Origin of the sequence: Paraburkholderia sp. BR13439 (genome assembly GCF_040948805.1) — a bacterium.
In the GTDB taxonomy this organism is placed as follows: Bacteria; Pseudomonadota; Gammaproteobacteria; order Burkholderiales; family Burkholderiaceae; genus Paraburkholderia; species Paraburkholderia youngii.
In genome coordinates, this window is the sequence record NZ_JBFPKN010000003.1 from 67,260 (window position 1) to 87,389 (window position 20,130).

The 20,130-nt window shown below is 64.5% G+C and carries 21 protein-coding genes and 1 pseudogene; 15 read left to right on the plus strand and 7 right to left on the minus strand.

Going from position 1 to position 20,130, the window contains the following annotated elements; all coding sequences use genetic code 11:
• The first annotated feature begins 3 nt into the window (after positions 1 to 3).
• The 4 genes from AB3X96_RS07020 to AB3X96_RS07035 are packed head-to-tail and all read left to right on the plus strand — an operon-like array spanning position 4 to position 3,289.
• Complete coding sequence (locus tag AB3X96_RS07020; RefSeq protein WP_176107430.1) at positions 4 to 1,179, plus strand: acetate/propionate family kinase; 1,176 nt, start codon at positions 4 to 6, stop codon at positions 1,177 to 1,179.
• Between the two features lie 12 nt (positions 1,180 to 1,191).
• Complete coding sequence (fabI, locus tag AB3X96_RS07025) at positions 1,192 to 1,974, plus strand: enoyl-ACP reductase FabI (protein ID WP_368589118.1); 783 nt, start codon at positions 1,192 to 1,194, stop codon at positions 1,972 to 1,974.
• Positions 1,975 to 1,994: 20 nt separating this feature from the next.
• Entirely contained in the window at positions 1,995 to 2,252 is a 258-nt protein-coding gene (locus AB3X96_RS07030) for an RNA-binding protein (RefSeq protein ID WP_368589119.1), read from the plus strand.
• A 20-nt stretch (positions 2,253 to 2,272) separates the two neighbouring features.
• Complete coding sequence (locus AB3X96_RS07035; protein WP_368589120.1) at positions 2,273 to 3,289, plus strand: hypothetical protein; 1,017 nt, start codon at positions 2,273 to 2,275, stop codon at positions 3,287 to 3,289.
• Positions 3,290 to 3,304: 15 nt separating this feature from the next.
• On the opposite strand, the gene AB3X96_RS07040 is transcribed toward AB3X96_RS07035, so the two are convergent.
• Together AB3X96_RS07040 and AB3X96_RS07045 are read right to left on the minus strand one after the other, a co-directional pair.
• Entirely contained in the window at positions 3,305 to 3,892 is a 588-nt protein-coding gene (locus tag AB3X96_RS07040; protein WP_368589121.1) for a hypothetical protein, read from the minus strand.
• A gap of 18 nt (positions 3,893 to 3,910) precedes the next feature.
• Complete coding sequence (locus AB3X96_RS07045) at positions 3,911 to 4,384, minus strand: glycine zipper family protein (RefSeq protein ID WP_368589122.1); 474 nt, start codon at positions 4,382 to 4,384, stop codon at positions 3,911 to 3,913.
• 228 nt (positions 4,385 to 4,612) lie between these two features.
• Between AB3X96_RS07045 and AB3X96_RS07050 the strand changes: the two genes are divergently transcribed.
• The 8 genes from AB3X96_RS07050 to AB3X96_RS07085 all read left to right on the plus strand — a co-directional run bounded on the left by AB3X96_RS07050 (position 4,613) and on the right by AB3X96_RS07085 (position 13,931).
• On the plus strand, positions 4,613 to 6,208 hold the full coding sequence (locus tag AB3X96_RS07050; RefSeq protein ID WP_368589123.1) for a DUF3300 domain-containing protein: 1,596 nt from the start codon (positions 4,613 to 4,615) through the stop codon (positions 6,206 to 6,208).
• Positions 6,209 to 6,217: 9 nt separating this feature from the next.
• Positions 6,218 to 7,177, plus strand: coding sequence for a DUF2950 domain-containing protein (locus tag AB3X96_RS07055; RefSeq protein ID WP_368589124.1), 960 nt, complete (start codon positions 6,218 to 6,220; stop codon positions 7,175 to 7,177).
• A gap of 82 nt (positions 7,178 to 7,259) precedes the next feature.
• Positions 7,260 to 9,011 carry a SulP family inorganic anion transporter gene (locus AB3X96_RS07060; protein ID WP_368589125.1) on the plus strand — a complete coding sequence of 584 codons (1,752 nt, stop codon included), beginning with the start codon at positions 7,260 to 7,262 and terminating at the stop codon, positions 9,009 to 9,011.
• An 18-nt stretch (positions 9,012 to 9,029) separates the two neighbouring features.
• Complete coding sequence (locus AB3X96_RS07065) at positions 9,030 to 9,458, plus strand: RT0821/Lpp0805 family surface protein (RefSeq protein WP_368589126.1); 429 nt, start codon at positions 9,030 to 9,032, stop codon at positions 9,456 to 9,458.
• An 87-nt stretch (positions 9,459 to 9,545) separates the two neighbouring features.
• The gene (locus AB3X96_RS07070; protein WP_368589127.1) at positions 9,546 to 10,418 is read left to right on the plus strand and encodes a VOC family protein; all 873 of its coding nucleotides are present in this window, start codon (positions 9,546 to 9,548) and stop codon (positions 10,416 to 10,418) included.
• Positions 10,419 to 10,904: 486 nt separating this feature from the next.
• The gene (locus AB3X96_RS07075) at positions 10,905 to 12,638 is read left to right on the plus strand and encodes a pyrroloquinoline quinone-dependent dehydrogenase (RefSeq protein WP_368589128.1); all 1,734 of its coding nucleotides are present in this window, start codon (positions 10,905 to 10,907) and stop codon (positions 12,636 to 12,638) included.
• A 47-nt stretch (positions 12,639 to 12,685) separates the two neighbouring features.
• Positions 12,686 to 13,255 carry a cytochrome c gene (locus tag AB3X96_RS07080; RefSeq protein ID WP_368589129.1) on the plus strand — a complete coding sequence of 190 codons (570 nt, stop codon included), beginning with the start codon at positions 12,686 to 12,688 and terminating at the stop codon, positions 13,253 to 13,255.
• A gap of 13 nt (positions 13,256 to 13,268) precedes the next feature.
• On the plus strand, positions 13,269 to 13,931 hold the full coding sequence (locus AB3X96_RS07085) for an ankyrin repeat domain-containing protein (protein WP_368589130.1): 663 nt from the start codon (positions 13,269 to 13,271) through the stop codon (positions 13,929 to 13,931).
• Positions 13,932 to 13,940: 9 nt separating this feature from the next.
• Here the strand turns inward: AB3X96_RS07085 and gph are convergent, their stop codons facing one another.
• The 5 genes from gph to AB3X96_RS07110 form a co-directional block, all read right to left on the minus strand.
• Positions 13,941 to 14,633: a phosphoglycolate phosphatase gene (gene gph, locus AB3X96_RS07090; protein WP_368589131.1), complete on the minus strand. Its 693-nt coding sequence runs from the start codon at positions 14,631 to 14,633 to the stop codon at positions 13,941 to 13,943.
• Entirely contained in the window at positions 14,624 to 15,451 is an 828-nt protein-coding gene (locus AB3X96_RS07095; RefSeq protein WP_368589132.1) for an HAD family hydrolase, read from the minus strand. Before AB3X96_RS07095 ends, gph begins: the two co-directional genes overlap by 10 nt.
• A gap of 149 nt (positions 15,452 to 15,600) precedes the next feature.
• Positions 15,601 to 16,023, minus strand: coding sequence for a biopolymer transporter ExbD (locus tag AB3X96_RS07100; protein ID WP_176107445.1), 423 nt, complete (start codon positions 16,021 to 16,023; stop codon positions 15,601 to 15,603).
• Entirely contained in the window at positions 16,014 to 16,784 is a 771-nt protein-coding gene (locus tag AB3X96_RS07105; protein ID WP_176120544.1) for a MotA/TolQ/ExbB proton channel family protein, read from the minus strand. The genes AB3X96_RS07100 and AB3X96_RS07105 overlap by 10 nt, the downstream gene beginning before the upstream one ends.
• A gap of 44 nt (positions 16,785 to 16,828) precedes the next feature.
• On the minus strand, positions 16,829 to 17,620 hold the full coding sequence (locus AB3X96_RS07110) for a TonB family protein (RefSeq protein WP_368589133.1): 792 nt from the start codon (positions 17,618 to 17,620) through the stop codon (positions 16,829 to 16,831).
• Between the two features lie 179 nt (positions 17,621 to 17,799).
• On the opposite strand from AB3X96_RS07110, the gene AB3X96_RS07115 reads away from it, so the two are divergent.
• The 3 genes and pseudogenes from AB3X96_RS07115 to AB3X96_RS07125 all read left to right on the plus strand — a co-directional run bounded on the left by AB3X96_RS07115 (position 17,800) and on the right by AB3X96_RS07125 (position 20,019).
• On the plus strand, positions 17,800 to 18,927 hold the full coding sequence (locus AB3X96_RS07115; RefSeq protein WP_368589134.1) for a beta-propeller fold lactonase family protein: 1,128 nt from the start codon (positions 17,800 to 17,802) through the stop codon (positions 18,925 to 18,927).
• Between the two features lie 358 nt (positions 18,928 to 19,285).
• Positions 19,286 to 19,513, plus strand: a pseudogene (locus AB3X96_RS07120) (hypothetical protein); the annotation flags it as partial.
• 5 nt (positions 19,514 to 19,518) lie between these two features.
• Entirely contained in the window at positions 19,519 to 20,019 is a 501-nt protein-coding gene (locus AB3X96_RS07125; protein WP_176120548.1) for a lysozyme inhibitor LprI family protein, read from the plus strand.
• Positions 20,020 to 20,130 lie beyond the last annotated feature (111 nt).

Below are 20,130 nucleotides of genomic sequence, written 5' to 3' on the forward strand. Positions count from 1 at the left end.
GCCATGTCGGATGTGATCCTCGTATTGAACGCAGGCTCGTCGAGCCTCAAGTTCCGAGCCTTCGACGCGCAACACGCGCAACTCGAGCTGATTCTGCGCGGCCAGATCGAAGCGCTTTACACGAACCCGCGTTTTCGCGCGACCGATCGCGACGGCAACGTCAGCTCGCACGAATGGGGCGACGGCCATCGCCTCGGCCATCAGGGCGCGATCGAATATCTGGGCGGCTTCTTGCGCGAGCACGGCAGCGGCAATCAACTGAAGGCGGTCGGGCATCGTGTCGTGCATGGCGGACAGCGCTTTGTCGGCCCCGTCCTCGTGACCCCCGAGGTCATCGACCAGCTGGACAGCCTGAGCCCGCTCGCGCCGCTGCATCAGCCGCATAACCTCGCGCCGATCCGCATCCTTGCGCAACTGCGTCCCGACCTTCCACAGGTCGCGTGCTTCGACACCACGTTTCATCGCACGCAGACCGAGACCGCGCAAGCCTATGCGCTGCCGCCGTCGATTACCGACCACGGCGTGCGGCGCTATGGCTTTCACGGGCTTTCGTACGAATACATCGCAAGCGTGCTGCCGCAGATCGCGCCGGACGCGGCGGCGGGGCGCACCGTGGTCGCGCATCTGGGCAACGGCGCGAGCATGTGCGCGATGGTCGCGGGCAAGAGCGTGGCCAGCACGATGGGCTTTACGGCGGTGGAAGGCCTGCCGATGGGCACGCGTTGCGGCAGTCTCGACCCCGGCGTGATTCTTTATCTGCTCGACGAGCTGAAGATGGATTCGCAGGCGATCGCGGACCTGATTTACAAGGGCTCGGGTCTTCTCGGCCTGTCGGGCATCGGGGGGGACATGCGCGTGCTGCTCGACAGCGACGACCCGCGCGCGCGTTTTGCCATCGACGTCTACACCTACCGCATCGGGCGAGAGCTCGGCAGTCTCGCGGCGGCGATGCAAGGTATCGACGCGCTGGTGCTGACGGCCGGCATCGGCGAGCACGCGGTCGAGATCCGCGAGCGCATCGTGCGGGACGCCGCGTGGCTCGGCGCCGAACTCGACGACGCGGCCAATCGGGCGAACGGGTCGCTGATAACGACCGCTTCGAGCAAGCTGGCGGTCTGGGTCGTGCCCACCAACGAGGAACTGATGATTGCCCGTCACACGCGCGCTATCGCCCCATAGAGGAGTTTCACCATGTCTGTCGAGCAACCGCGTTTGATTCTCGAAGGTGCGAAGGCCCTCGTGACCGGCGTCGCCAACGAGCATTCGATTGCCTATGGATGCGCGAAGGCGTTTCGCGAGCTCGGCGCGAGCGTCGCGCTCACCTATGCGAACGACAAGGCGCTTCCTTATGTGGAACCGATCGCCAAAGCACTCGATGCCGAGATCTTCATGCCGCTCGACGTAACGGGCGAGGACGAAATGGAGGCCGTGTTCGACCGGATCGAGAAAACATGGGGGGAACTCGACATTCTCGTTCACTCCGTTGCATGGGCGCCCAAAGCGGATCTGCAGAGCGGCTTGCTGCAATCGTCGCGCGAGGGCTTCCTGAGCGCGATCGATATCTCGTGCCATTCGTTCGTGCGGATGGCGCGCCTCGCCGCGCCGCTGATGAAAGACGGCGGCACCATGCTGACGATGAGCTACTACGGCGCGAACAAGGTGGTGCCGAATTACAACCTGATGGGCCCTGTCAAGGCGGCGCTCGAAGCGTGTGCGCGCTATCTTGCGTTCGAGCTGGGACCGAGGGGCATCCGCGTGCACGCGATTTCTCCCGGACCGCTGCAGACTCGCGCTGCTTCGGGCCTGAGGGATTTCGAGCTGCTGCTCAACGAAGCGGTGCAGCGCGCGCCGCTCGGCGAACTGGTCGACATCATGGACGTCGGCTATACCTGTGCGTTTCTGGCCACGCCGTATGCGCGGCGAGTGTCCGGTTCCACTTTGTATATCGACGGCGGATTGAACATCGTTGCTTAGGGTCTGGAGGAGTAAGCATCATGGCTGAACTGTTTCTTGGAAACGTCGAGGAAAGCGTCTCCGACGAAGAGATCGGCGAGTTCCTGATTCGCTACGGGTTCCCGCGCTTCAGTTCGATCCAGCGGGTGCACGGCACGGGTTCGCGGCCGGGCGCCGTGGTCATTTTCGACGACGTGCCCACGGACGGGCTGCGCATACTGCAAAACCGCGTGCATAACCTGTTCTGGAAGAACCACACGATCGTCGCGCAGCTGCTGCCGGAGCGCGACGAGTCGTAACGGGCGACGGGGAGCCGGACATGGGTCTGTTGTCGTGGCTGACGAAGCGCACCGCTGCCGAAGGGGGCGACGATCGGCAGGCGCAGGAAATCGTCGAGCGGATCGTCGGGCTCTGTCCGTCGTTGCGGCTCGCGCGCAACTATGCGTCGCGCCTGCGGCCCGCCGCGCAACACACGCTCGCCTATCTGGACCGGCTCGCCGATGAAGTGCCACCCGCGCGCGAAGCGAGCGCGGCGGCGTGGGCGATGGACCCATACATCCACGCCTTTTTCGCCACACCCGACGACGTCTGCCCGGTCTTCAACCGCTCCCACGAGCTGAATCAGTTCTTCAGCGACCATCCCGTTACCGATCCGGTCTTCGCGGTGCTCGGCATGGCCTTCGACGAGCGGCGCGTTTTCGGCGTCGGCCAACGAGGCGAGACGACCCAGACCGACCTCGCGCAGACGACCCTCAACTTCAGCGATCACCAGGTGCGCGTGTGCGGCGAGTCCGAAGCCGCGTTGCGGCATGAAATCTTGTTGCGGATCGTCGATCAGCTCGTGCTCGAAGGCCTCGGCAAGATCGAGGCCGAGACGTCGCGGCAGGACGAATTGGAACGTGAAAGGGCGCTGCTGAAAACGCGTCTGACGATTCTCGAACGGCAAGGAGCGGGCGTGCGCTCGCTGCTGGGTAGCGACGCGTCGTCGAATTACGCGGAGGTGGCGAAACTGCAGGCGCAGATCGAAGAGAACGATCAGGCTCTGGCGCAGCTGGGCCTGAAGACCGAGGCACTGGAGCGGCATCTCGACGTGATGTGCGGTGTGCTGCAGGCGCCGGACGCGCATGTCTACGTGCGCAAGAGCAAATACCGGCTCGACAGGATGAACGTCGTCGTGGAAGAGGGAGATGCGCGTCCCGCGCACGAAATCGAGTTTCGCCTTGCGCATCTGCCGGCAAGTCCCAGTGCGATGCGGGTTTTCTCGACGGTGCGTTTCCGACGCGCTGATTTTTCGCCGCCCCTCAGCGACCTCGCGCAAGCGCACCGCCTGATCTGATGCGAGCCATGCCCGCTATTTGCCGGCAACCGGCTCCACGGCGATGGCCACGGCCTCGGTATAGACCGCTTGCATCTGGTCGCCTTTCTTGATCCGCTTCAGCTGTTCAGGGTCCTGCACGACCAGATCCACCAAATTGCCTTGCGGGCCTTTCAGCGTGACCACACCGCTCTGGTGATCGACCGCGATCACGTTAGCCATGATCGTCACCTGGCGTGAGGCCGAGCCGCCGGGTTTCGCGCCTGCCGGTGTGCGATCGAGCGTCTGCGTTTCGTTGGCGGTCAGCGGCGCGTTGCCCTTTTTCAGCATGAGAGTCAGCGCCTGCGAATACTCGGCCTTGACCACGTCGCCGACCTTGATCTGATCGAAGTTGCGCGCTTCCTCGCCGACCACGACCTGCACGACCTTGCCCTTCGGGTCCTTCAGCAGGACGGTGCGCGTTTCCGGCTCGATGCCGACGACCGTCGAGGTGGTTTTGACCGTGCCCGACACCGTGACTTTGCCGGGCTCGCTCTTGACCGTGACCGGTGCCTCCGTCTGACCGAACCCCGTATTCGCGACACACACGAGCGCCGCCGCGATGATCAGTTTGCGGTTAATCATTCTGTTCCCCTTGCGTGGTCAATTGACGGTGTAACCCCGGCCCGACATGCATGCGGCGAAAGCGCGATTGAACGTGTCCATCGCGCCCTGTGTTTGCGCCTGCGAATTTGCCGCGGCCGCGCGCCGGTTCTGCCGCGCGCGCGATCCACCGACCATCGTGCCGGTCGCCGCGCCGATCGCCGCGCCCTTGCCGGCGTCGCCCGCAATCGCGCCGATGATTGCGCCGCCGGCCGCGCCGCGCGCCGCGCCCTGCACGCGCTCGCCGCCTCCCACCGCGGGGCCGGAAGGCGGGGGCGGGGCGTTGGCGACCTGGGTCGGATCGATGCCGGTATTGTTTTTCGCCCACGCATAGCAGGCCCCTTCGTCCTGCTGCTGTTGCTGCGGGCCCTGCCCTCTGGCCGGATACGCTATCGGCCTCGATTGCGCGATGCCTTCCAGCGACAGCGACGCCGTCAACGCGGCAATAACGGCATATTTCGTCGATTTGTTCACGACAGCTCCTTGCGTGGGCACACGCGGGTGCGAGTCGCCAGCTGCCTGTTGGTGCAGGCGTGAGGGCGCAACCGGCACCCGTGAATGGGAATTCTGATGGGACCGGTTGCCGCGCGGTGGATGCGCAGCAATGGCAGGTTCGCTTTCATCATGGCGTCGCGGGCTTGTTTGGCGCAATCGGACCAAGGTCGTATTTGCAATATCGTTTGTGATTTCCAAACTGTATTCATGCAACAGGTGCAGGTCGTTTCCATTGCTTCGGAGAACTGTCTGTCGAAGATTATGGCCGTGGACTGCCGCGTAGCGATGCAGCCCGAGGCCGCTGACGAAGCGCAAGGGGAAGCATCGATGGACCGCGATTCGCGTGCGCGTGCACGCACCATCCCGTTTGCTACGGCGCTCGACGACGAGCCGAGGCGCGCGCGACGCGTCAGCCATGTGCTGGGCGCCGCGCTTCTGGCGTGCTGCGGCGCGTTCTCCGTTGCGGTGTCGCTGGCGCAGGCGCCGGCCGCGAACGCCCCGGCGAACGCGGCCAACGCGCCCATTCCCGCGGCGACGCTCGACAAGCTCGTCGGGCCGATCGCGCTGTATCCGGACGACCTGATCGCGATCATCCTGCCTGCGTCCACCTATCCGGTGGAAATCGTGCAGGCCGACCGGTTTCTCGACCAGTACAAGAACAACAAGTCGCTGAAGCTCAACGACGCGTGGCACGATCCGGTGAAGGCGCTGCTGAATTACCCCGACATCGTCAAGAACATGAGCACCGATCTCGACTGGACGATCGATCTCGGCGAAGCCGTCGTGGCCGATCAGGGCTCGGTGCTCGAAGCGATTCAGCGCTTCCGGCGCCAAACGCAGTCGGCGGGGCATCTGAAATCCGACGACAAGCAGGTCGTGGTCGTCGAAAAGGAAGTGATCAAGATCCAGCCGGCCGATCCGCAGGTGATCTACGTACCGCAATACAACCCGCAGACCGTCGTGGTGGCCAGTGCACCCGTGACCTACGCGTATGCGCCCACGCCATATCCGGCCTACTACTATCCGTACGCGCCCGGCGCCGCGCTCGCGACGGGGCTGATCTGGGGCGCGGCGATTACCGCCGCCTGGAACGGCGGGCACTATGAAACGCATTACGGGGGCGGCGGCAACAACAACATCAACATCAACCGCGAAAGAAACGTCGAGCGCGGCGATAGAACTGTTAACCGGGGCGATAGGAACGTCGAGCGCGGCAATATCAACACCGGCAATGTCAACGACATCAACCGCGGCGGCGGTCGCGGGCAGGGAGGCGGCACCTCCGCATGGACCCCGGACAAGAAGCCGGGCCAGGTCAGCGGTATCTCGGATCGTTCGGCGCGCACGCAGCGGGTCGGCGATCCGCCGTCGCGCGGCGGCGGCGCGGGTGCGGGTGCGGGCGGTGGGTTGGCAGGCGGCAACCGCGGCGGAGCGGGCGGCGTTGCCGGCGCGAACTTTGCGGGTGGCGGCGCTGGCGGTGCTGGCGGCGGTGCGGGCGCGAACTTTGCGGGTGGCGGCGCTGGCGCGCAAGGGCGGCCGCAGCCGTCCCAGCGTCCGACGGCGTCGACGGGCGCACGCGGCGGCGATGCGTTCAGCAGCTACGGCTCGGCGCGCGATGCGCAAGCCAGTAGCGCGCGCGGCGCGGCGAGCCGCCAGTCGGCGGCGCGTGGCGGCGGAGGCGGATACGCCGGTGGCGGTGGATTCGGCGGCGGTGGCGGCGGCGGATTTTCCGGCGGCGGGCGTGGCGGTGGCGGATTCACGCCGCGGGCCGGTGGTGGCGGCCGCGGCGGCGGACGGCGATAAGGAGCAGCCATGAGCGGGCAGAGCATCACCGGAAAGCGCGCACGCGACGTTTCGCGGCGACGCGTGGCCTCATCGCGGCGGCTGTGCGCGATGGTGCTCGCGCTGTCGGTTCCGTTGGCGGCGTTCGCCGCAGGGCAGCGCACTTTCGCCACCCCGGAAGACGCGGTCGCCGCGCTGTCCAGCGCGCTGAAGACCGACGACGAAGCGTCGCTCGTCGCGATCTTCGGCGAAGCGCACAAGAGCCTCGTGGTCTCGCCGGATCAGGCGGAGAACGAGGCGAACTGGGCCAAGGCGAGCAAGGAGCTCGACGCCTATCACGTGCTCGACGACAGGGGACCGAACCGGCGGATTCTGCTGGTCGGCGACGAGGCGTGGCCGATGCCGATACCGATCGTCAAGGACGGCGGCGGCTGGCGCTTCGCGACCGAAGAGGGCGAAGAAGAACTGATCAATCGACGCATCGGCTCCAACGAACTCGCAGCGATCAGGGTGCTGGAGGCTTATCTCGACGCGCAGCGCCAATATGCGTCGCGCGACCGGAACCACGACGGCCTGCACGAATACGCGCAGAAGCTGGCCAGCACGCCGGGCAAGCAGGACGGTCTCTACTGGCATACCGACGAAAACAGCGACGAAGAGGAGAGTCCGTTCGGCCCGCTCGTCGCCGCCAGCTCCGAATATCTGAAAGGCCACGCGGCGGGCGATCCTTACCGGGGCTACCAGTTCCAGATCCTGACGCGGCAGGGCAAGAACGCGCCGGGCGGCGCGTTCAGCTACGTAATCAACGGGCACATGATCGCGGGGTTCGCGATGGTCGCTTATCCGGCGCAGTACGGCAAGAGCGGCGTGATGACCTTCGTGGTCAGCAACAACGGCGTGATCTACCAGAAGGACCGTGGCCCGCATGCGCCGCCGGTGACCGAATTCAACCCGGATCACACGTGGCAGCGCGTCAAGGATTCGCTCTGAACCGCTCGGGGTCGGCAGTGGCCACGCCCGCGCCGCGCGCCCGTGCTTCCGTCGGCTCCGCTTTCGTACTCGAGGCGCTACGTTGAACCACCCACCTGGCGTCACCGGCCTCGCGTCAGCCACGCCACCCGCGCGCGGGTGGCGCTCCGCGTTTCCGCCCGCGCAATGGCTGCGAAGCTATCAGCCGCGCTGGCTCGCGAAAGACGCGGTCGCCGGTGTGACGCTCGCGGCCTATGGCATTCCGGTATCGCTCGCGTATGCGTCGCTCGCCGGCGTGCCGCCGCAATACGGCATCTACGGCTATCTGGTCGGCGGCCTCTGTTACGCGCTGTTCGGTTCGTCGCGCCAGCTCGCGGTCGGCCCGACCTCGGCGATCTCGATGCTGGTCGGCGTGACGGTCGCGACGATGGCCGACGGTGATCCGGCGCGCTGGGCTTCGATCGCAGCGCTCACGTCGGTGCTGATCGCGTGCATGTGCGTGATCGGCTGGCTGCTGCGCCTAAGTTCGCTCGTCAGCTTCATCAGCGAGACGATTCTGCTCGGCTTCAAGGCGGGCGCCGCGCTAACGATCGCGATGACCCAGTTGCCGAAGCTGTTCGGCGTGAAAGGCGGCGGCGAATTTTTCTTCGAACGGATTGCCGTACTGTGGGGGCAGCTTCCGCTGACCAATGTCAGCGTGTTCGCCTTCGGTATCGTTTGCATCGCGTTGCTGCTGCTCGGCGAAAAGCTTCTGCCGGGGCGTCCGGTGGCGCTCGCCGTGGTCGCTGCGTCGATCGTCGCGCTGTCCGTCACGTCGCTGGCCAGCCGCGGCTTTACGCTGGTGGGTGCGCTGCCTCAGGGCTTGCCTGAATTCCGTCTGCCGGGGCTGCGGGTAAGCGATGTCGATGGCATCATCCCGCTCGCGTTCGCGTGCCTGTTGCTCGCCTATGTCGAGAGCGTGTCGGCCGCGCGCGCGCTCGCGCAGGCACATGGTGACGAGATCGACGCCCGCCAGGAATTGCTCGGGCTCGGCGCGGCCAATCTTGCCGCGGGATTGTTCCAGGCGTTTCCGGTCGCGGGCGGGCTGTCGCAATCGTCGGTGAACGACAAGGCCGGCGCGAAAAGCCCGCTGGCGCTGGTCTTCGCGTCGCTGGCGATCGGCTTCTGTCTGATGTTCCTCACCGGACTGCTCGCGAATCTGCCCAACGTCGTGCTGGCGGCGATCGTGCTCGTGGCCGTGAAAGGCCTCGTCGATGTCCGCGAATTGCGTCATGTGTGGCGCGTGAGCCGCTTCGAATTCGCGATTTCGATGGTGGCGTTCGCGGCGGTGCTGCTGTTGGGCATCCTGAAGGGCGTGATCGTCGCGGTGCTGGTGTCGATGCTGCTGATCATTCGCCGCGCCGCGCATCCGCATGTCGCGATGCTCGGGCGTATTCCCGGCACGCGCTATTTCTCCGATCTCGAACGTCATGCCGAGAACGAGACGATTGCGCATGTGCTGGCGGTGCGGGTCGAGGCGTCGCTGCTGTACTTCAACGTCGAGCACGTGCGCACGACGATCTGGCGCATGATCCGCGCCGCGCCCGAGCCGGTGCGGCTCGTGATCTGCGATCTGTCGGCGTCGCCGGTCGTCGATCTGGCGGGCGCGCGCATGCTCAAGGCGATGCACGTCGCGCTGCAGGCGGCGGGCACCGGGATGAAGGTCGTCGGCGCTCACGCGGACGTGCGCGACCTGCTGCGCGCCGAGGGGCTCGAGGTTCGTGTCGGCCACATCAGCCGACGCGGCTCGGTGGCCGACCTCGTCGACGCATTCCAGCAAAACGGCGATCTCGCGGACGAAGCGGGTCGCGGATGATCTCGAGGAGAAAACCAAATGTCACGTCAATTGCTTCCCGGCGCGTGCGCGCTCACACACGACGCCGTGCACTCCCTCACGATCACGCAGTGGCTGACGGCAGCGGCGCTGCTCGCGAGCCCCGTCTTGTGCCATGCAGCGAACCTGAACTTTCTGAAAGACACGCCCGTCGCCTACATGCACGAAGCCGACCGTAAAGCGCTAAACGATGCGGCGCAAAAGGCGCTCGATACGAAAAAGGATGGCGAATCGTACGAGTGGAGCAATGCGGGCACCGGCAATTCCGTTTCGATCACGGGCACGGTGACGCCGCAGGATACGACGAAGGACGGCGATCGAACCTGCCGGACCGCGACGCTGACCGCGGTTGCGAAAGGACAGACCCAAACCTGGACGCCGATCGTCTGCAAAACCGGCGATGGACCGTGGAAGGTACTGAAGAGATAAGCGCCTGCGCGTCGCTCGATACGAACCATTTGCGCTGTTGATGCATAATTTGCCCAGCGTTTCGCGGCTCATGCACAAGGCAGACACATGGAACACTCTTACGCTAACGACGATACCGGCAATCTGATCCTGCTCGAACACGTCAACCTGAAAATCCCCAACCAGATTCTCGCGACCGCCTTCTACGTCACCGGCCTCGGGCTCACGCGCGATCCGTTCGTGATGACCGGGGTCGAGAATATGTGGATCAACATCGGCCGCTCGCAGATTCACTTGCCGCACGGGGCGGCGCAACGTTTGCGCGGCAGTGTCGGTCTCGTGGTGGGTGAACTCGACGCGCTGGTGAGGCGTTTGCGCTCGGTCGAGCCGCTGCTCGCCGGCACCGGGTTCGGCTGGACGGAGCGCGCAGGCAGTGTCGAAGTGACGTGTCCATGGGGCAACCGCTACGAGTGCCTCGATCCCGTCGATCGATCCGCGTCGGCTCCGTGGTCGCAAATCGATCTGGGCATCGCGTTCGTGAAGATGGATGTGCCAGTCGGCAGCGCGCTGCCTATCGCGCGCTTTTACCGCGATATGTTCGATGCGCCCGTCGACATCGAAGAGAAGCATGGCTTGCACCGGGCGATGATCGACATCGGCACGCATCAGCAACTGCTGTATGCGGAGACAACCGAGCCCGTTCCTGAATACGACGGACACCACATCGCCATTTACACGGCGGCTTTTTCGGAGCCGTTCAGGCGGCTCGCCGAAAAAGGCCTCGTATATGGAGAGGAGCCACATCAATACCGGTTTGCCGACCTCGTCGATCTGGCCTCCGGGGAGCGTTGCTTCAGGCTCGAGCACGAAGTGCGCAGCCTGCATCACCCGCTTTACGCGCGACCTCTGGTAAACCGCAATCCGGAACAGACCGACCGAAACTATCTGCAGGGCGCCGATTGGCGCGGCGGGCGGTTCTGATCGGCTCAATGAGCGGTCTATTCAGTGATAAAACTCATGAGCGTATTCGACGAAGACAAGATCGGCTGCCATTGGCACGTGTTCGCTCCGACTGCGGCGGCAGATCCCGTGGGAAACGCCACGCCGGCTGTTCGGTTTCGACGCGTAGTCCACTCGTCGCAACGTAGGTGAAAACGATCACCAGGGCGGCCGTGACTGGCGACAACGGTGCGCGCCGATCGCTTGCCACTCCTTAACGCTTTACTCTAGAAAATCCACAACACATCGCCTAACCTTAATCGAGCCGGTTTGCCGCGGACCCGTGCATCACTTCTCCCCTCTGCGAAGCCGACCCATCCTGACAGAGCTAAACAACGATTCGAAGCCGTACGCTTTTGTTGTCTGCGAGGGTTGCGCCACCGTGTTCTTTCACGCTGTCGTCCGCGTGGATCCATGTCGCACTCCTGCGCTGCAATCCATAGGAATATAAAAAGCTAGGAGACGCTAATGCCATTCAACCGTATTCAGGGAATTGTCGGCCTGCCACTGCTCGCCATCGCGTTCGGCTTGCCCGCGGCTCATGCCGCCGACGAAGTTCAGAACAGCACGACCACCACCGCCGCGCCGGTGCCATCGACGCTTCAGCCCGTCACCCAGGATCAGCTCGATCGCGCCGGCAGCATGACGGCGGTCTGGCTGCATTCGAACGGCTCGTATGCGCAGACGCGCTATTACCCGGGCTCGCAGATCAACAGGACGAACGTCGCGAAGCTCAAACCGGTGTTCATCTTCCAGACGGCTGTCAACGAATCGATGGAAACGGCGCCGATCGTGAAGGATGGCGTGATGTTCCTGACCACGTCGTTCAATCATGTGTACGCGATCGATGCGAAGACGGGCAAGGAGTACTGGCATTACAAGCACAAGATGGGTCCGGTCACGACGTTCTGTTGCGGACCCAACAACCGTGGCGTCGCGATTTCGGGTGACCGGCTCTATATGGGCACGCTCGACTCCAAGCTCGTCGCGCTCGACGCCAAAACCGGCAACGTGCTGTGGCAAACCCAGATCGCCGATCCCGACCAGGGCTACTCGGAAACGATGGCGCCGGCGGTCGTCGACGGCAAGGTGTTGATCGGCACGAACGGCGGCGAGTACGGCATTCGCGGCTTCGTGAAGGCGTATGACGCGAATTCCGGCCAGTTGCTGTGGACTTTCTACACGATTCCCGAAACCGGCCAGGAAGGCGTGTGGGCGACCAAAGACGCGACCGGCCGCGACGAGAAGCGTGACATCGACGCAGAGAAGAAGCAGCTGGCCGACAAGGGCGGGGACTTCTACAAGACGCTCGGCGGCGGCGTGTGGATGACGCCGGCGATCGACCGGAAAACGAACACGGTTTACTTCATGGTCGGCAATCCGTCGCCGGACCTGTATGGCGCGATCCGGCCGGGAGACAACCTCTATACGGACTCGCTCGTTGCGATCGATCTCGACACCGGCAAGTACAAATGGCACTACCAGTACGTGCCGCACGACGTCTGGGACCTCGACGCGGTAAGCCCGCCGGTGCTGATCGACGTGCGCGACAACGACGGCAAGATGATCCCCGGCATCGTGCATGCGGGCAAGACCGGTCACGTGTACGTGCATGATCGTGCGACCGGCCGTCTGATCCGCTTCTCGCAGGCGATGATTCCGCAGGAAAGCATGTGGACGCTGCCGACCGCGGCCGGCGCGCGCATGTTGCCGGGCGCGAACGGCGGCGTCGAATGGTCGCCGATCGCGTTCGATCCGCAGACGCGTCTCGTCTACGCGGCCAACCTGCATCAGCCGATGACGTACCAGGTCGAGGACGCCGCCTATCCGGGCGGCAGCAAGCTGTGGCTCGGCGGCGCGTTCAAGGTGATCCCGTCCGAGGCGCAATGGGGCAAGCTGTCGGCCGTCAACGTCGACACCGGCAAGATCGCGTGGGACTACAAGACCGACCAGCCGCTGATCGGCGGCGTACTCGCGACGGCGGGCGGCCTCGTGTTCAACGGCGAGGGCAACGGCCTGTTCCGCGCGTTCGATGCCGCGAACGGCAAGAAGCTGTGGGAGTTCCAGTGCGGCGCGGGCGTCAACGCGCCGGCCGTGTCGTACACGCTCGACGGCAAGCAATACGTGGCGGTCGCGGCGGGCGGCAATACGCAGCTCGACTACAAGCGCGGCAATAGCGTCATCGTGTTCGCGGTGCCATGAGGGGGCCGGCGCCGCGGGGAGCGCCGGGTGGGGCGCGCGCTGCGTGGATGGCGCTGCTGTGCGGCGGATTGATCGCCGCATGGCTGCCGTCGGGCGCGCGCGCCGACGCCGAGGCGGGCAAGGCGAAAGCGCAGGTGTGCGTGGCCTGTCACGGACCGATGGGCAATTCGACCAATCCGGACTATCCGATCCTGGCCGGCCAAACCGCGCGCTATATATATCTGGAACTGAAGGACTTCAAGCAGGGACGGCGCAGCGATCCGCGCATGTCGCCGATGGCGGCGAACCTGTCGGCCGAGGACATGCAGGACCTCGCCGACTACTTCGCCGCGCAGAAGCCCATATCGGTGCAGTTCAAAGCGGATGGCGCCAGCATAGAAGCGGGCAGCAGGAAGGCCGCCGAGGTGCTGTGCACGATGTGCCACCTGGGCGGCTTTTCCGGGCAGAACGAGATTCCGCGCGTCGCGGGCCAACATTATCAGTACATCGTCAAAGAGTTGCAGGACTTTCGCTCGCACACGCGCACCAACGATGCGGGCAACATGGCCAGCGTGACGCGTAATCTGACCGACGACGACATCCATCATCTGGCCGCCTATATCAACAATCTGCAGTAGCGGGGAAGACACGATGACAGACATGATCACTCGGTCACTTGTGGCCGCCGTTCTGCTCGCCGCCGCGTTCGGCGCTTGCGTGCCGGCGCTCGCGCAGGACCAGGGGGAAATCAACCGCCAACTGCTCGCGGCCGCGAAGGACGACGATCAGCAGTCGGTCGTCGCGGCGCTGCAGCGCGGCGCGTCGGTCGATGCGATGAACCGGATCGGCGACACCGCGCTCGTGACCGCGTGCAAGAAGGGCGATACGGCGATGGCGCGCACGCTGATCGAGCGCGGCGCGAACGTCCAGCATGCGAACGCGCCGGGCGATACACCGCTGATGGCCGCCGCCTACGGCGGCTTCGACGAGATCGTCGCGCTGCTGCTCGCGCATGGCGCCGATCCGCTCGCGACCGATCGCGTCGGCAAGACCGCGATGGAATACGCGGCGGGCGAGGGGCAAACGAAGGTCGTCGGTCAATTGCTCGATGCCGGCGTCGACGTGAACCGGACCTACAAGAACGATCTGACCGCGCTGATGTGGGCGGCCGGCTACGATCGCGCGGAGACTGCCCAGCTGTTGCTCGCGCGCGGCGCGAACCGGTCGTTGAAGGACAACCGGGGAATGACGGCGAAAGACATCGCGGTACAGACGAAGTCGGCGCGGGTCGCGGGGTTGTTGTCGGCGAGTTAGCGGCTGGAATCAAGCGCGCAATGCCGGCCGCGTTTGCGCCAGAATCGCCGGCAACGCCTCGAACGAATCGATCAGCGCGTCGCAGCGCGGCATGTCGGCGCCGCTCGCGCTGCCATAGCCATAGCTGACGATAAAGACCGGCAGACCCGCCGCGCGCGCCGCCGCGACATCGACCGATGAATCGCCGACCAGCACGCAACGTTCGGGCTCGGCGTCGAGCAGCCGGCACGCGTGCCAAAGCGGTTCGGGCGACGGCTTCATGCTCGCCACGGTGTCGCCCGCGACCAGCCCGTCCAGATGATCGGCGAGCCCCGTTTTGTCGAGCAGCGCCGCCGCCAGCGCCTGCGGCTTGTTGGTCACGCATGCGCAGCGGTACCCGTGCTGGCGCAACGCGTGCAGCCCGGCCATCACGCCGGGATATACCCGACCCAGCTCCGCGTTGGTCACCGCGTAATGCCGCTCGAATACGTGCTGCGCGTGCTCCAGTTCGACATGCTGGCCGAGGCCCGCCGCGTTCAGCGAGCGTTGCACGAGCTTGCGCACGCCGTTGCCGATGAAGCCGGTCACCATGCCTGACGGCAGCGGCTCGGCGCCGAAGTCTTTCAGCATCAGGCCGGTGGCCGCGACGATGTCCGGCGCGGTATCGACCATCGTGCCATCCAGATCGATCAGGACAGCGTGGTAGCCGCGGTTCATCGCCATGACGCGCCCGCGTTCGCGTTCGCCTGGTCTGCGTTCAGTGCGCCGCGCGCGGCCGAATCGGGACGCCGCGTGGCGTCTTCATGCCAGCGACGCAGTGTCGCCAGATCCACCCAGCGATGCCATTCGCCGCGCACCATCGGAACGATCGGCGCATGCGGATCGCCGAGATGAGGCAACACGGCCAGCGCGCCATCGAAGTCCTCATGCGCGGTAAAAGTGCTCGGCGTGACGACGACCGGCACGCGCGCGGCGCGCGCCGCGAGCAACCCATTGCGCGAGTCCTCGAAGGCGAGGCAGGCCGCGGGCTGCAAGCCGAGCTGTTCGAGCACGTGTCGATAGACGTCGGGGGCGGGCTTTTTCGCCGACGTGGTGCGGGCGTCGCCGATCGCCGCGAAGCGATGGCGCCAGCTGGCGCCGAAATGCCCGTGCAATAGCGCGTCGAGGTTGGCGGGCGTCGTGGTCGTCGCGATCGCCACGCGCAGGCCGGCCTCGTTCGCCTCGTCGATCAGACGCGCGATGCCGGGTCGCAGCGGCACGCCGCGCTCGCGCACGCGCTCGGTGTAGTGGCGCGTCTTCAGTGCGTGCAGCGCGTCGACGGCCTCTCGCGCTCGCGGGCCCGCGGCTTCCTCGCACGCGACCGTGCGCCAGTAATGCAGCAGACGCTCCTTGCCGCCCGCCACTTTCAGCAGGCCCGAATAGAGCGCTTCGTCCCAGAACCAGTCGAGGCCCGCTTCCGCAAACGCGGCGTTGAACGCTTGCAGATGAGCGGTCTCGGTGTCGGCGAGCGTGCCGTCGACGTCGAAGATAAGGGCTTGCATCGTGCGGTCCTCGCGAGGGTGGGGTGCCGTTCAGACACGCACCACGATAGCCGAGCCATCCGCCGATTCAAATTCAGAGATTCTTTCGCCGTCGATAAGCATCGCATTATGTGCCGACGAGCACGCCGCAACATGCGCGCCGCGCCGCGTCATTTGCCCAGCTGCGGATCGGTCACGAAGCCCAGCTTCGTCAGCCCGCCGCTTTGCGCCGCCGACATCACGATCGCGACCCGCTCGTACGGCACCTTGCGATCGGCGCGCAAATGCAGCTCCGGCTGCGGCGTCGCGAGGGCGGCCTGCGCGATGCGCGCGCGCAAGCCGTCGTCGGTCACGGGCTGACCGTCCCACAGCACCGTGCCGTCCGCTTGCACCGCGACGTCCACATGCGCGGGCTTGACCGCTTCCGGCTGACTGCTCGCATGCGGCAGATCGATCCTGACCGCGTGCTGCAGCGCCGGTATGGTGACGAGAAAAATGATCAGCAGGACCAGCATCACATCGACGAGCGGCGTCATGTTGATCTCGTTCATCAGACCTTGATCGTCGTCGTCGGAGAAAGGGCTCATTGCCATTCGAGGTCTCCGTCGCGGGTTGCGTTCGTCGCGTTGGTGCCGCGCGGTACCACGCGCATCTGCGGGCCGGCGCTCGACGGCAATTGCGCACCGGTCACGAAGTACGCATGCAAGCCGTGCGCGAAGCGCTTCAGGCGCGCGACGATCGAGCGGTTCGCGCGCGTCAGTCCGTTGTAGCCGAGCACGGCCGGTATCGCGACGAAGAGCCCGAACGCCGTCATGATCAGCGACTCGCCGACCGGGCCGGCAACATGATCGATAGAAGTCTGACCGGTCTCGCCGATCACGATCAGTGCATGGTAGATGCCCCATACGGTGCCGAACAGCCCAACGAAAGGCGCAGTGCTGCCGATCGAAGCAAGAATCGCGAGGCCGCTTTGCAGACGTGCGATCGTTTCGTCCATCGTGTCCTGCAGACGCCGGGTGATCCAGTCGGACACATCGATGCGGTCGTGCAACTGCTGCTGCGTCTGCCGATGATGCGTCGCGGCTTCATGGCCCGCCAGCGCGAGCGCGAGCAGCGGATTGTCGTGCGCGCTCGAATCCGGGTAGCCGAGGGCGTGCAGCCCGTCGTCGAAGCGGTCCGCGCTCCAGAAGCGCGCGTCGCTCTGGCTGGTCACGCGCCTGAGGCGGACCACCTGCCACAGCTTCACGATGATCACCGTCCACGACAGCACCGACATGATCACGAGCACACACAGAATGCCGCGCGTGACGAAATCACCCGAATCCCAGACGTTTGCGAGTCCGTAATGTTGCATGGCGAGTTCCTTCGGTTGGTGTCGGTGGTCTGTTGGCGGTTCGGTCACTCGGTCAGTCCGAATACGAACGACTGCGAATACGCGGCGCGCACCGGCGTGCCGTTTTCGGTGTAGGGCTGACAGGCACCCGCATGCACGGCGGCGAGCGCCGCGTCGTCGAGCCGAGCCGAGCCGCTGCTGGATTGCAATTGCGCTGTTTCGATATGCCCGCTCAGACCGACGACGAAGCGCACGATCGCCGTGCCATGCTCGCCGCGCCGCTTCGCGACGTCGGGATAGTCGGGCTTCGGAATCGAGCAGTCGACATGCGCCACGTTGCGCGGCTCGGTCGACGCGGGCACCGCCGGATGAGCGGCGGGAACGGATGCCGCCGACGGCGCGGCGGCCGTTGGCGTGGCGGGCACGGCGGCCTGCGGCGCCGCCGATGGCGCGGCGGTTTGCGTGACGGGCTGCGTGGTGCTTTCGCGTGTCGGAGACGGTGTCGGCACAGGCTTTCCCACACTATGCGGCACCTGCGCGCGCGGCTGTGGCGCCGGTTTGGGGTGCACGGCGGGATGCGTGACGGCTGGCGTGGGTGCCGGCGGGGCGACAGCGGCGGGCGGGGGCGGCGCGGGTGATGAAACAACCGGAGCGGGAGGCTCGGGACTCAGCAGCAACGCGGTGATCGTGCGTGGCTCGACCGGACGCTCGACGATCCGGTTGCGTGCGCTCAATGCGATGGCAAGCAGCAGCAGATGCGCGACGATCACGGCGCCCAGCACGATCGCCGCGCGACGGTAGCCGGCCGCGGGATTCGCAGAACTTGCTGGGTGCATCACGGCAACTTGCAGCATCATCGCCACCTCCGCGGTCATTGTCCTCCGTGGACCCCGCTTTTCAAACCCGCGACGGCCGGCGCGAAGCAATTCGGGAAAATCTCCCGCCGATCCGCGTTGTCAAACAATCACCCGGTGGGCTACCTTGAAACGATGACGCGAACCATCGCGGCGCCGCCATATCAACACGGAGTACAACGATGCTGGAGACACGGATTTCCCCCCGACCGCCACGCCGTTCCCTCGCGCTGGCTTGCGCGCTCGTGCTGGCCGCGAGCGCCGCGCATGCCACGGCCGCGCCGCTCGCCTACGTGACGAGCGAGAAGGCCGGCGTCGGCGTGATCGATCTCGACCAGATGACGCTTGCACAGACCTTTCCGGTCGGCGCGGACGGCCCGCGCGGCCTGAGCCTGAACGCCGACGGCACGCGTCTATTGGTCGCCAACAAGAACACCAACGATCTCGCGGTGATCGACACCGCCACCGGCAAGGTCGTCAAGCGCGTGAAGATCGGCAAAAACCCTGAATATGTGCGGGTGCGCAACGGCTACGCGTACGTGACCTACGAGCCCGGCGAGGACGGCGGGCCGCCGGGAGCGAAACCGGAAGGCAAACCCGACGCGAAAGGGGACAACAAGTCCGAAGCGAACGCGGGCGGCAAGCCCGGCGCGGACGACGACGACGCGAACAAGCCGCCCGCTGAAATCGCGATCATCGATATGAAGAACTGGCACGTGATCCGCTCGGTCACGAGCGGCCACGAAACCGAAGGCATCGAATTCTCGCGCGACGGTCAGATGATGCTGGTCACCAACGAAGGCGACGATACGGTGTCGATCTATCACGCACGAACCGGCGCGCCGATCAGGACCGTGAAGCTCGCGGCGGGCGGCCGGCCGCGCGGCATCCGGCTGTCGCCCGATGGCAAGCACTATGTGGTCACGCTGGAGTCGCTCAGCAAGCTCGTCGTGATCGATGCTCACACATTCGAAGTGGTCAAGACCGTCGACACCAAACTTGGGCCCTATGGCGTCGCGTTCGGGCCGGACGGTCATCGGCTTTTCGTGGCTGCTGCGCGCGACAAGGTCGTGCAGGTGTTCGACGGCCACACCTTCGAACATGTCGCCGATGTGCCGGTCGGCCAGCGTTGCTGGCATTTCAGCTTTACGCCGGACGGCTCGAAGCTGATGGTCGCGTGCGGGCGCTCCGACGCGGTGTACGTGCTCGACGCGAAGAGCTACCAGCCGCTCAAGCAGATCGGTGAGCTGCCGCTCGCGTGGGGCATCGTCACGTATCCGCATAGCGATGGCTCGATCGAATCGCATTGAGTGGGATGCTGACGAAGAGGCTGTTGCAGATTTTTTCGAGGTCTGTTGGCTTTGCGTTGCTGAGTTGGTATTGACTTCCTGTCTTGTACCGCTGTACGAGAACGGGCACAAATGAGCCGCCTGAGATGGGCGGCTTTTTTACGTGTGCCGGGCACGCTCAACAACTCGGGGGGCAAGTCTCCTGTCCTGCCTAAATCCCGATTCCGCACACGCAGAAATATGCAATAGAAACGAGTTATCCGAAACCAATAGCGTCAATTTTTGTAAAAGCGGGCTTATCCCGAATTAAAGTCGTTGACCGCAGTCCGTTTCGATGGTTAATTCTCGTAGCAATGCCAGAAAAATCATGAGGAGTGCAATGGAGGAGCAGATGCAGCAAAGCAATGGGACAGATTGGACAGTCGAGGAAGAATGCGGAGTTTGCAGCATTATCTTTTCTATTTATTCCAAGTTCCCGCCGATGCCGTCCGCACAGGCCTTGAACATGGAAACCGGTGAGTTCTTTCCGTTTGAGAGGGTTCGTAAGCTGAAAAGCGGTTATGCCATGGCCGAAGCGCTGGGCGTTGCATGGGCGTGCAATTGTCGGGATCTATGACTCATCACACTAAACTTATCGCGGCGATTGCATTCTGGCCGATCTTCTCGATAGCGGCCACCGTTTATTCGGGGGAGTTCGATTACAAGCAGATCCAATCATCGGCGACGTATTTCTCCGGCCACTCGGAAAAGGAAATTGATCATTTGTGCAAAAGCGGAGAGCATGCGACGAATGATGATCTGGCTCAATGCCAACACCGGGAATTTGAGCGTGCAAAGGTGCGGCTGGATGACAAGCTTAAGGCTGTTACGGCGCGATTTGAGCGGGGAGATAATTTTTTAAAAACCTATGACGAGAAACCATTGGCGATGCCATATTTCGTTTCGGCGCAAGTTTCCTGGATGAAGTTTCGTGACAGTCAATGTTATGCCGAAACATATATGATGGGCGAGGCGGCAGAGCGCGATATATATTTTTGGGGATGTATGACTGACATTACGCAAACGCGCGTAAACGAGTTGGCTAAATTGCTCGAGGATTGGAGTGTTCGCTAAAAAGCAGTTCCGTTTCGGCGAAACTATTTGAAACGGGAATATATGATGCGCAGCACTAGGGCGAACTGGTTGCTTTATAGCGAAGACGACTGGTCCGCGCCGGTTTGCCGG